The sequence below is a fragment of the Clostridium sp. AM28-20LB genome (assembly GCF_003480665.1).
GTDB lineage: Bacteria > Bacillota > Clostridia > Lachnospirales > Lachnospiraceae > Otoolea > Otoolea fessa.
This window is the reverse complement of record NZ_QUJN01000001.1, coordinates 673,139-685,888: the sequence shown is the minus strand read 5'-3', so window position 1 is coordinate 685,888 and position 12,750 is coordinate 673,139. Positions and strand designations below refer to the sequence as shown.

Genomic DNA, 12,750 nt, shown 5'->3' with positions numbered 1-12,750 from the left:
CAGGCAAAAATCCCATTGCCGTAGGCAATTTTTAATGGATTTTTGCGCGTGACTGTGAAGGTACTGAACAGTTACGAAATTAGTAAGATAGGAGCAGAACAACGTGGCAAAATCGTTATTTATAGCCGAGAAACCGAGCGTGGCGCGTGAGTTCGCAAATGCACTCAAGGTAAATGGACGATCGGTGGATGGCTATATTGAGTCGGAAAATGCGGTTGTGACCTGGTGTGTTGGACATCTGGTCACGATGAGCTATCCAGAAGTATATGATATGAAATATAAGCGCTGGAGTCTGGAGACACTTCCATTTCTCCCGAAAGAATGGAAATATCAGGTTATCGACAGCGTGAAGAAACAGTTTGGAATCGTGAGCGGTCTCTTAAACCGGGCGGATGTAGATACAATCTACGTCTGTACCGACTCGGGACGGGAGGGAGAATATATCTACCGCCTCGTCGCGCAGATGGCTGGCGTGCAGGGCAAGAGACAGAAGCGCGTCTGGATCGATTCACAGACGGAGGAAGAGATTCTGCGCGGCATCCGCGAAGCGAAGGATCTGTCCGAATACGATCATCTGGCGGATTCGGCATATCTGCGGGCAAAAGAAGATTATCTGATGGGAATTAACTTTTCCCGCGCACTGACGTTGAAATATGGACCATCTGTTTCTAACTATATGCGAAGTTCTGACCGGACCGTGATCTCAGTCGGACGCGTCATGACCTGTGTCCTCGGTATGGTAGTCCGCCGGGAGAGGGAGATCCGGGAATTTGTCAAAACGCCATTTTACCGCGTGATTGGTACATTCGGACCGGCAGGCATCTCGATTGACGGCGAATGGCGGGCGGTGGAAGGAAGCCGGTACTATGGAACGCCTTGTCTGTATAAGGAAAATGGTTTTAAGGAGCGAAAGGACGCGGAGGCGCTGATTGCATGGCTGTGGGAACGCGAGAATGGAAGCGAAAATTCGGGAGTCATGCAGTCAGAGGTCAGCGACGCAGGAAAAGCGAACGCGGGTTTAATGAGCGTATATAATACTTCGCAGGGAACCATTTTAAAAGTGGAAAAGAAAAAGGAAACCAAAAATCCACCTCTTCTCTATAACCTGGCGGAGCTCCAGAATGATTGTTCTAAAATGTTTAAAATCAGCCCGGATCAGACCCTGAAAGTGGTGCAGGAGCTGTATGAGCGAAAACTGGTTACCTATCCGCGAACGGACGCGCGTGTGCTTTCAACGGCGGTGGCGAAGGAGATCAGTAAAAATATCGGCGGTCTGACGCATTATGAGCCGCTGGCGGCATTTGCATCGGAGGCGATGCAGGCGGGGCTGTGGAAAAACATAGCAAAAACGCGCTATGTCAATGATAAGCAGATTACCGATCACTACGCAATCATACCGACCGGACAGGGACTCGGTGCGCTGCGAAGTCTCCCAGAGTTGAACCGTAAGATTTACCAGGTGATTGTGCGCCGTTTCTTAAGCATCTTTTATCCGGCGGCGATTTACCAGAAATATGCGGTTGAGATTGAGGTAAAAGGTGAACATTTCTTTGCCGGTTTCAAAGTATTGAAAGAAGTGGGATATCTCAAAGTGGCAGAAATTCCGAAAAAGAAAAAGGACACTGCCGGGGAAGGTGTCGGCAGAACGAACCGTCTTGAAACAGGTATAGATGGAAATGATGCGGAAAATCCGGCAGGAGAAGCAGATGGAACGGACAGCAGCCAGCCAAAGGTAATTGACGCGTCCCACCCAGAGTTTATCCAGATGCTGGAACAGCTCAAAAAGGGGATGAAAGTGTCACTGGATGATTTGCAGATTAAAGAGGGCGAGACGTCTCCGCCGAAGCGTTATTCCTCCGGTTCGATGATTCTGGCGATGGAAAATGCCGGTCAGCTTATCGAGGACGAAGAGCTGCGCGCTCAGATCAAGGGCAGCGGCATCGGAACGAGTGCAACCCGCGCGGAGATCCTGAAAAAGTTGTTCAACATCAAATATATGGCGCTCAATGAAAAAACGCAGGTTATCACGCCGACCTACCTGGGCGAGCTGATTTACGAGGTTGTACACACATCCATGAAGCAGCTTCTCAACCCGGAATTGACGGCAAGCTGGGAAAAAGGTCTGACCTATGTGGCAGAGGGCAGCATCACGCCGGATGAATATATGCAGAAATTAGAGCGCTTCGTTATCGGACGCACTTACAATGCGGTTCATATGGGAAATGCGTATGGGCTGCGGCCGGCGTTTGATGCGGTTGCTGTGTTCTACCAGAATGCAGAGAAAGAGAAGAAGAGTTCGAGAAGTGCGAAGAGCGCGGGAAATATGAAAGCTGCAAGAGCGACAAAAGCTGGAACCAAATAGCTTATTTATAATAATAGAATCAATTGAATTTTAGGAAAGGCAATGATCATGAAAAAAGAAGAAATGAAAATCACAGAATTATATGATTTAACCCATACGCTGGCTTCGGATTATCTGAAACAGTTTACATACCCGTGGGAGGCACTGGCAGGTCTTAGTGATTTTATCATCGAACTGGGAAACAGCCTGGATCCGGCAGAATATGAGAAACGCGGTGAAAACATCTGGGTTCATAAGACAGCGAAGGTATTCGACAGCGCCTATCTGCACGGACCGGTCATCGTCGGCAAAGACGCCGAGGTGCGCCACTGTGCATTCGTCCGTGGCAGCGCCCTGATCGGAGAAAGTGCGGTAGTCGGAAACTCCACTGAGCTTAAAAACGTCATCCTGTTCGACAAAGTACAGGTACCGCACTACAACTACGTCGGAGACTCCATCTTAGGCTACAAATCCCACATGGGCGCCGGTTCCATCACCTCCAACGTAAAATCCGATAAACTTCTGGTAGAAATCCACGCCGAAGACGGCAAGGTAGAAACCGGACGCAAAAAAATCGGCGCCATGCTCGGTGATAACGTAGAAGTAGGCTGCGGCTCCATCCTAAATCCAGGTAGCATCATCGGACGCGGCACCAATATCTATCCGCTTTCCAGCGTGCGCGGCGGGGTGGATGCAAACTCCATTTATAAGAAGCAGGGAGAAATTGCTAAAAAAGAAGTGCGCTGACAAATCTCTATATTGAACGGTTTTTATACTAAATGAAACACATCCACCAGCAAAATTTCTGCCAGTCCATAATAAGTCACAACCGCTACCAGATCATTCACCGTCGTGATAAGCGGACCAGACGCAACTGCCGGGTCAACCTTCAGCTTGTGAAACAGCATCGGCACCAGTACGCCGACCAGGCTGGAGATTACCATTGCGGTCAGAAGAGAGATGCCGACACAGCCGGAAAGTGCAAACGAGAAGAAAAGACTCTTCTGCTTCATAATATGGATGAAAATGCCGATTACGACGAACGAAGCCGAGCCGAGCAGCAGTCCATTTAAAAATCCGATTCGCATTTCCTTGAATACAAATCCCAGCTTCTGCATCGCGGAGATATCCTCATCCATCAGGACACGGATGGTGACAGCCAGCGACTGGGTGCCGACATTGCCTGCCATGTCGAGGATCATCGACTGGAAGCAGATAAGAAGTGCGATACGGTCAACGATCGGCTCGAAAATGCCGACTACTGAGGAAACCCCCATGCCGAGGAAGAGCAGCAGCACCAGCCACGGGAGACGTTTTTTCAAACTCTGCAACAGTGGTTCGTGCAGATCCTCTTCCGAAGTAAGACCTGCCAGCTTTGCGTAGTCATCACCCATCTCGTCGTCGATCGCCTCGGCGATGTCCTCGTAAGTGATGGCACCGATGATCTTATGGTTCCGATCGAGTACAGGGATAGAATCCTCGCTGTAATCGATCAGCTCTTCCATACAGTCCGAAGATTTTTCATCCGCGTACACATACGGATAGGAGGTACTGATAATGTCCTCCAGCTTCATGTACTCACGGGCAGTGATTAAATCCTTCAGCTCGATCGCACCGAAATAGCGCCCATTTTCGTCTTCGACGTAGATGGTGTCGATGTTGTCGTTGTCCTCCGCCTGGGAGATCAGATGGCGCATTGCCTGCTTGATCGTACAGTTATTGGGAATGACGATGTAGTTGGTCGTCATCCGGCTACCGATCTGTTCCTCATCGTAGGAAAAGATCAGGTGGATATCATCCTTAGATTCCTGATCCATGCGCGCGATCAGGGCTTCTTTTTCCTCCGGATCTAAATTTTCGAGGATATCGACCGCCTCATCGGCATCCATCTCTGCCAGAACGGCTGCCGCCCGGTCAAGTCCCAGCTCATGCAGATAAGGCGCCGGTTCATCGAGATAGGTGAAAATCTCTGCCGTCATTTCCAGAGAGAGAATATTGTAGAGGCGTTTCCGGGTCGCAGTGTCCAGTGTTTCCAGAACCTCGGCAATATCGTTTGCATGGTAATTGTCGAGGTCATCCCGGATCACGCTTGCCGGTTTTCCGCTGCGGATGATCGCGCGGATATTTTCTTCAAAATTAGCATTATGCTCTGCGGTTGCGGCGATCGGAGCCGTTTCCGGGGAGCTTGTTTTCTTTTCGTCCATTTCTGGAGTCTGATTCATATTTGGTTCCCTCGCTTTCTGTCGTTCTATTTAATGCCGTTTGGGACGTACAGGGCGAGCAGTGCGGGGATAAAAAAATCCACCGCCAGTCGGGAACAGGATGAAATGCCGCGGATGGCAGTTTCAAACCCGCGCCAGGGCGATGGACAAATATATATGAAAACCAATCGTACCGGGAAACGGTCAGCACTGAATCACCAGCCTGTTAAAGCAGGCGGAAATGTGCTGCCAGACAGCCCGATTCACACTCAAAAAGACCCTGCGGCAGACCAACAGTCTGGTACGCATGGTTGGAATTCATAGTTTGATTTTGCCCATCGCGACGACTTCGCCCGTTGCTGTCACAACTGTCCATGTGGTTCTCCTTTCTGAATTTTTAAAAATTGCAGTTTTATTAAAGCACGGAATTTCGTGAAAGTCAAGCCGGATTTTCCAGCACCCGGATGCCTTTTAAGATAAAGTCCTCTGTCAAGATTGCCATCTGTTCTGTGGATTCTTTCATGCCGCTTTCGATCCAGTACTGAACGGTACCGACACAGCCGGAAACGATAAAGGCGGAAAATGCCGCGAGCGTATCTGGATCGCTGGAACATTTGAGATCCAGCCAGCCTTTTAAACATTTATCGCTGACAATGCGTTTCAGGCGGTTGACAAAATTCAGATCACCGTTTTCTCCTATTAAGATAGAAACAATCTCTGCATTTTCCTGTACAAGAGGAAATAGTTCTGAGAGTGCGAGGGAAGGGCGCGCTACCAGTTCGGGAACGGGATGGTGCGTCAGGACAGACTCAACCTCCTCGATCAGTTCATTTTTGATCTGATCCATCAGGTCAAAGACATCTTTATAATGAAGATAAAAGGTGCCGCGGTTGATGTCAGCCATCTCGGCGAGTTCGCGCACCGTGATATCCTGAATTTTTTTTTCTTTGAGGAGGCGGGTTAAGCATTCTTTTAACTGGCGTCTCGTCTTTCGTACACGCCGGTCGAGTATTTCTTCTTTCATAGTGACTTCCTTTCTGAACGTTTCCAGACGGGGAAACGCCGTATGACTGTGTATCGGAGGCTGTGGATGAAGGGAGTGTTAAAAATAAGTAAAAATGGGCACACCAGATACAAAAAACAAACATAATGTGATGAAATGTTGATTAAAATACAACTGACGTAAAAATGATTATTGTATTCATTCGAACAACTTAGTATAATGCATTATAGTTCAAAAATGAACAAATGTCAATTAAACAGACATGAGTTGTATATGCTCTATTTTAGATGTAACTGTTCACTGCGAAGAAGTCTTTTGTATGGAACGTTTCACAGACGGCAGGAGTGGCTGACAATCGTGAAAGGAACGGCTATGAGAACCTGCAGCATATGCGAAAGCAAAAGGAAATAGATACGAAGGTGGAATCTGGTATGAAAAATTTTGTCATTACAATCGGAAGAGAGTTTGGAAGCGGCGGCCATAATCTGGGGAAGTCTCTGGCAAAGGAACTGGGAATTCCCTGTTATGACCGCCATCTGATAGAGGAAGCAGCGGTGTGCGGCGGATTTAAGATGGAGGAACTGGAAGAGGCGGACGAGATGAAGGCGAACCGTTTTCTTTTTAAGGTTCCGGCCAAGTGCAATCCGTTTACCGGTTATGGAAAGCCGATGAATGATACCTTGTTTGTCGTGCAGTCCCAGTTGATCCGGGAGTATGCGAAGAAAGGTCCATGCATCATCGTGGGACGCTGCGCTGACAAGATCCTGGAGGAGACAGAAGGGCTTATTTCTCTATTTATATATGCCCCGATGGAGGCGCGCGTGAAGGAGATTATGCGGCGTTACGAGACAGATGAAAAAGAAGCTGAATACCTGATCAAACAAGCGGATAAAATACGGAAAAATTATTATAATTTTTATGCAAAAAAGACATGGGCGGATAAAGCAAGTTATGATATGCTGATTAACAGCAGCCGGATATCGGAAAAGGAGCTGGCGGCGATGCTTCGGGCACTTTTAACGGCACGGGGGGTGGAACTGGAAACAGATGGATCCGATCAATAAGCATAAAGAAGAGTGAGGACAGCGTATGAAGGACAGAAATTTGTGGATGAAGAAGGAAGAAAAGCGGACGGCGCCGGGGTTAAAAAGGGCGCTGAAAGCGGTTCTGGGACATAAGATAGTACGGCTGGCAGGAATCGCAGGAGTAAGTCTCCTTTTCTCAGCGTCTGCCGCCCAGACAGTGCTTGCGGATGATGCGGGTGTCTGGCAGCCGGTGGAGAATGGTTATTATCTGGTGGGAATGGATGGTTCTTACCTGACGGGCTGGCAGCAGATGGGCGGAAAATGGTACCTGCTCGGAGCAGACGGTTTGATGAAAACGGGCTGGGAGCAGGAAAATGGAACCTGGTATTATCTGCAAGGGGACGGCGCGATGGCGACCGGCTGGCAGAATATCGACGGAAAATACTATTTCCTGAAAGACAGCGGCGCGATGGAGGGAACGACCTTCACAAAGGATGAGACGCAGTATACGATCAACGCGGACGGCAGCCTGGCGAACGCCAAAAAGAAGAAAAACACGGGCGGCGGCGCGTACACGCTGGCATTTCTGGATGCAGATACCCAGGCGATGGCGGACAGCTTAAATGAGCTGAAGGCGGACGCGTTTGACGGGGATGAGGAAGAAGATTACTATGACGATGACAAAAAAGATTACGATAAAGATGCCAGCTTTATTTTAAATGGAAAATTACAGCAGATCGCCGAACACCGCCTGGCGATGGCACGCAGTAAGGGCTATGGAAGCAGCCGGATCCCGGATGAAGGCACACTTGATGATTACCTCAAATCCATCGGGGAAAGCACTGCGAGACGTCATACGGAGATTTACCTCATCAACTGTGACGATGTGACGCAGGCAGAAGAAAAGCTTCTGCGTAATCACGACAGCGACGAGAAAAAGCGCGTGGACCGGGTGATTTATTATAAGGAAATGGGTGTTGCACATCAGCAGGTCGGCGATAAGCATTATTATATGATTATTTTGATGCGGTAAGGATCGCAATCATTGTATGACAGGAGCAAGCAGGCATGAAACTGAAATTTTTACATAAACGCAAAGAAGAAAAACAGACGGAAAAAGAAGCCTTCTCCCTGCCGAAATTCATCATTGAGCGGAGCAGGGCGATCGAGATTGTCTTTCTGGTTCTGGTGCTGATATCAGCGCTCATGGCGCCGTTTGTCGAGATCAACTATGATCTGACGGAATACCTGCCGTCGACCGTCCAGTCCAAACAGGGATTGGACCTGATGGAAGAGAAATTCGGCTACCCCGGCACGGGGCGTATCATGATTGACGATGTTTCGCTTTATGAGGCGAAAGCCTACAAGGATAAAATAGAGGCGTTGGACGGAGTCGATCAGGTCATGTGGCTCGATACATCGACCAGCGTATACGCGGCGGACGCATTTATCAACTTTAATAGTGTTGATGAGTATTACAAGGATAATACGGCGGTTATGGATATTGTTTTTGTAAACGGCGACACGGATAAGAGGACGTCCCAGACGATCGATGAGATCAAGGACATTCTCGGAGACAAGGGACATTACGTCGGCATGGCGGTTCAGAATAAATCGCTGCAGGAAAATGTTTCGAGCGAGATGAAGCTGATTATGACGCTGGCGGTCGTGGTTATTTTCCTGATTCTGACCGTGACGACGAACTCCTGGTTTGAACCGGTGCTGTATCTGACGGTCATGGGCGTGGCGATCGTCCTGAACAAAGGAACGAACCTGTTTATCGGGCGGATATCCTTTTTGACGAACAGTGTGTCGGCGGTCCTGCAGCTCGCCTGCTCGATGGATTATTCGATTTTCTTAAGCCACGCGTTTGCGAGGGAAAAGGCAAAGGGACTGGATCAGATGACCGCGTTAAGCAACGCGATCAATGAGGCATTAAACTCCATTTTCGCCAGCAGCCTGACGACGATCGTCGGATTTATCGTTCTGTGTTTTATGAAGTTTAATATCGGATTTGATATGGGACTCGTGCTGGCAAAAGGTATTGTCCTGAGTCTTCTGACAGTTGTGTTTTTCATGCCGGCGATGATTCTGCGTATGACACCGATGATTGAGAAAACTTCGCACCGTTCGTTCCTGCCGTCGTTTGATAAGCTCAGCCACGGCATTTATAATTGCCGCCGCATCGTGCTGATTCTGATTGCGGTGCTGGTGATCCCGGCGTACACGGCGCAGAGCATGAACGATTTTCTCTACGGAAATGATGCGGTCGGCGCCAGCGAGGGAACGACGGTATATGAGGATGATGAGCTGATCACAGCAAAATTCGGACGAAGCAATATGATGATGGCGATCGTGCCGGATACTTCTTCTATCAAGGAAAAACAGTTCACGGATGAGCTGGAAGACCTGCCGTACATGAAGAGTGTAACGTCCTTGTCCGGGCAGCTCCCGGAAGGCGTACCGGAAGATTTCCTTCCGTACAGCATCACAAGCCAGTTACATAAAAAAGATTATGCGAGAATCCTTATTTACGTTAAGAGTAAGGGCGAGAGCAAGCTGGCGTACCAGTGCTCGGATGAGATCCAGGCGATCATGAAGAAATATTATCCGGAAAATTCGTATCTGGTCGGCACAACACCGTCCACACAGGACATTCAGACGACGATCACGAAGGATTACAGCCGTGTCAATGTGATGTCGCTGATCGGCGTATTTGTGGTTGTCATGTGGAGTTTTAAATCACTGATTATTCCGCTCCTTATCATGATTCCGATTGAGGTCGCGATTTTCGTCAATATGGCGGTACCGTACATCGTCGGAGACACGATGATTTTCATTGGTTACATTATCGTAAGCTGTATCCAGCTGGGCGCGACCGTCGATTATGCGATTCTGACGACGAACAATTATCTGGAATGCCGCAAGACGATGGATAAGAAGGAAGCGGCGATCGGGACGCTGAATCTTAGTATTCCGGCGATTCTGACATCCGGTTCGATCCTGACCTGTGCCGGATATATTGTATACAAGGTATCGAGTGTCGCGGCGATCGGCGATCTGGGACATTTGATTGGACGGGGGGCTCTGATTAGTATGCTTTTTGTCTGCTCCCTGATGCCGGCATTTCTGGTATTGTTTGATCATATCCTGATGCAGAACGAATTTGAGAGGATTCATCTGTTTTTCAAAAAACGGCGCGAACGCCGCCATGCCCGTATGAAACGGGCGGCAAGACGCGTGGCTGGTGCCGTGTGGAAAGGGAAAAAGCCGCTGGTGGATTCAGTTACGTCGAAAAGAAAACAATTCGAAGCTGAAACGAAAGCGCTGAAAGATACAGAAATGACAGAGACGGGCGGTCCTCAAGAGAAAACAGATTCCGATGTGGAGGCGCGGGAGAAACACAGAAGAAAGCTCCGGCTACTCGGAAAAGTGAGAGAACGAAGAAAAGACCGGAAACGGAAGATGACAGAAAAAAGGGAGGCTGGAAGCCATGAAGAAGATCATTAGAAGAGGAGCGGCGGCGACGCTGGCAGCGGTTACGCTGGTAACGAGTGCGGCAGTTCCTGTCCGGGCGGCTGCACCAAGAGTTCAGGTAGATGAAACGATGTATGTCAATCTGGACTATTATGGAACGGCAACGCAGATCAATGTGGTCAAAGGCTGTACCACGAATGGACTGACCGAATATACCGATTATGGTACCTATGACAAGGTGGTCAACATGACGGACGACACGGCGCCGGAAATTGGCGATGGAACCGTCACATGGAAACTGCCGGAGAAGAATTCGCGTTTTTATTATCAGTGTACGATGCCGAAAAACAGCGTCGATCTGCCGTGGACGTTTGACGTTTCCTATAAACTTAATGGAGTGGAAGCGGATGCATCCAAACTGGCGGGGGCGTCTGGTCTGGTTGAGGTCAATGTAAAGGCGACCCCGAATGAGAAGGCGAAGGCATATTATAAAAATAATATGGTGTTGACCGTGCTTGTGCCGGTGGATATGGAGAAATGCTATAGTGTCGATGCGCCGGGTGCGCAGGTGCAGTCGGTTGGAAGCTATCAGGCGGCAATGTTTGCGGCACTTCCGGGCGAGGACGGCGATTTTACAGTCCGGGTCGGCACGGATAATTATGAGAATATCGGAGTCATTATGATGATGGTTCCGGGGACCCTGGATGAGCTGAACCGCATCAAGGATCTGAAAGAGGCGAAAGATACCTGGCGCGAGGATGGAAACAAGATGTATGACAGCATGAATGCGCTGTTAAAGACGATGGAATCCATGAAGTCGGATGTTTCCGGCGTGAAGGGCGGTCTGGCAAATCTCGATCAGGCGCGTGGAACCGTCAGTGCTAACCGGAAACAGATCGAGGCGCTCTCGACACAGGCGCTTGCCGATCTGCAGGCGGTCACGGATCAGACGACGGTCATGATTCCGTATTTACAGACGGCGCGCGATGCGGTGACGGATATTAACAGCAACACACAGGCGCTTTCCAATACGATGGAAGATATGCAGGATGAACTAGATCGCCTGTATGACCGTCTGGGAAGTCTGAGCAAATCGCTCCGGTCGGCTTCGGATGAATTAAATAAGGGTCTTGTCAGCCAGCAGACGCAGGATGCGATCGAGAAAGATATTGTCCAGCGGACGGCGGAAGTCCAGAAAATTTTGGAAGAACTCGATAAACTTCTGGGACAGGGAAATACCTCCCTGGCGGTGACAGAACAGGGGATTGGAAGCCTGAATCAGAGTTTAGCCACGTTAGACGGCATGAAGCTGAAACGGATCCGCAAGATGAAGAGTGCGGAGAAGGAAGAGACATCTGTATCGTCGGAGGCGGCATCTGGAAACGGAAATGGTCAGACAGCGGGGGCGGCAGGCAGCGCAGATATCACGGATTCTGCAGGTGCCGCCGATCATGCAAAAACTACGGGTTCTGCAAATACCACGGATGACGCGGAAATGGCAGCAGGCACTTCGGCCTCTGGCTCAGCAGGAACAGAAAGTAAAGATTCGGCTGAACAGGAAGCAGCGGGCGCAGGCATAGCGTCTGGTGCAGCTGGTAACCAGGCGGAAAAAGCGGCTGAATCAGCGACAAAGACGGAAGAGAAGAATCCTGCTTCGACGGCAGACAAGGCAGAGACGGATTCTGCTAAGAATTCGGGTTCCGCTTCGGAAGACAACTCCTCGGGTCAGGATGCAGAGGTGAATGCATTTGGAACCGAGGTTTCTGCGGGAGCCCTGACAGCCGGACCGTCCGGCGAGCCGGGAAGCGGCGGTGTCAATGATGCGAGCTGGGAAGATGAGATTGGCAATGCAGAAGATGATGTAGAGGAGGCGCTGGAGTCTCTGTCAGCGACTACTTATTCTGCGGATGCTGCAAGTCTGGTGGAAGAGACGAAGGGCATTTTCCAGAAAGTGGAGCAGGCGCAGAAAACTGCGAAAACGATTGTGAATAAAGTGAATGGTGCGTTCAAGACGGCGGGAGATATTACTGGCAAGACGGGTTCGACTTTATCGGCGCTCAGAAGTTCGACCGATGAACTGATTAATTTGCTGGATGATATGCGGGTCCTGATTGACACAACGGATAAATATGTGCCGACGATGCTGGATTCCCTGTCTGATTCTGAAGAACTGATGAACCGGCTGACCAGGGCACTTTATACCACACATGATATGCTCAGTCTTTTGAATGACACGCTGATTTCGGCAGGTGATTCGCTGGATGCCGGAACCAAGGCAACGCTGCAGGGCATGGAGAAGATTCTTGATAAGAACCTGACCCTGATCGATCAGCTTGCGGCGGTTCGGGAAGCGGGGGAAGACATGAAGAGTACGCTCGATGAGCAGATCGATAAGTTTGAGGATGAGAACAACTTCCTGAACATAGATCCGGAGGCGGAGAAGATTTCCTTTACCTCCTCGAAAAATCCGTCCCCGAACAGCGTGCAGATCGTCCTGCGGACCGATGAGATCAGCGATGATGATGAATCAACCGATATCTCCGATCAGGAGGCAGACGGCAGCAGTGAAGAAGGTCCGTTAAAACGGATGTGGAATGTGCTGGTGGCGATCGTGAAGGCGATTATTGAGATATTCCAGAATCGGTAAAAGATGCAGAATAAAAATAGATAAGAAAAAGAACTGCCGCATCAGCAAATGATTTG

General features: G+C 49.5%; 9 protein-coding genes. 6 read left to right on the top strand and 3 right to left on the bottom strand.

The genetic code is table 11. From position 1 onward, the window contains the following. The first annotated feature begins 103 nt into the window (after positions 1–103). Both DW739_RS03040 and DW739_RS03035 read left to right on the top strand, forming a co-directional pair. A complete protein-coding gene (locus DW739_RS03040; protein ID WP_118522999.1) occupies positions 104–2,362 on the top strand; it encodes a DNA topoisomerase in 2,259 nt (752 codons plus the stop codon). A gap of 48 nt (positions 2,363–2,410) precedes the next feature. Then, positions 2,411–3,088 (top strand): UDP-N-acetylglucosamine pyrophosphorylase, encoded by a 678-nt coding sequence (locus DW739_RS03035; protein ID WP_118523012.1) that lies wholly within the window; start codon positions 2,411–2,413, stop codon positions 3,086–3,088. Positions 3,089–3,111: 23 nt separating this feature from the next. Here the strand turns inward: DW739_RS03035 and mgtE are convergent, their stop codons facing one another. The 3 genes from mgtE to DW739_RS03025 form a co-directional block, all read right to left on the bottom strand. Then, positions 3,112–4,563, bottom strand: a complete 1,452-nt coding sequence (mgtE, locus tag DW739_RS03030) for a magnesium transporter (RefSeq protein ID WP_242995717.1) — start codon at positions 4,561–4,563, stop codon at positions 3,112–3,114. Between the two features lie 205 nt (positions 4,564–4,768). Continuing rightward, the gene (locus tag DW739_RS14835; protein WP_022358426.1) at positions 4,769–4,918 is read right to left on the bottom strand and encodes a hypothetical protein; all 150 of its coding nucleotides are present in this window, start codon (positions 4,916–4,918) and stop codon (positions 4,769–4,771) included. Between the two features lie 63 nt (positions 4,919–4,981). Further along, on the bottom strand, positions 4,982–5,566 hold the full coding sequence (locus DW739_RS03025) for a TetR/AcrR family transcriptional regulator (protein WP_107000022.1): 585 nt from the start codon (positions 5,564–5,566) through the stop codon (positions 4,982–4,984). Between the two features lie 410 nt (positions 5,567–5,976). On the opposite strand from DW739_RS03025, the gene DW739_RS03020 reads away from it, so the two are divergent. Genes DW739_RS03020 through DW739_RS03005 form a run of 4 tightly spaced genes read left to right on the top strand, consistent with a single transcriptional unit; the run spans position 5,977 to position 12,694 of the window. Next, on the top strand, positions 5,977–6,609 hold the full coding sequence (locus DW739_RS03020) for a cytidylate kinase-like family protein (RefSeq protein ID WP_118742594.1): 633 nt from the start codon (positions 5,977–5,979) through the stop codon (positions 6,607–6,609). Positions 6,610–6,634: 25 nt separating this feature from the next. Then, a complete protein-coding gene (locus DW739_RS03015) occupies positions 6,635–7,603 on the top strand; it encodes a surface protein PspA (RefSeq protein ID WP_022358429.1) in 969 nt (322 codons plus the stop codon). Positions 7,604–7,638: 35 nt separating this feature from the next. Then, complete coding sequence (locus DW739_RS03010) at positions 7,639–10,080, top strand: MMPL family transporter (RefSeq protein WP_118742593.1); 2,442 nt, start codon at positions 7,639–7,641, stop codon at positions 10,078–10,080. Next, positions 10,064–12,694, top strand: coding sequence for a hypothetical protein (locus DW739_RS03005; protein ID WP_118742592.1), 2,631 nt, complete (start codon positions 10,064–10,066; stop codon positions 12,692–12,694). Before DW739_RS03010 ends, DW739_RS03005 begins: the two co-directional genes overlap by 17 nt. Positions 12,695–12,750: the final 56 nt, after the last annotated feature.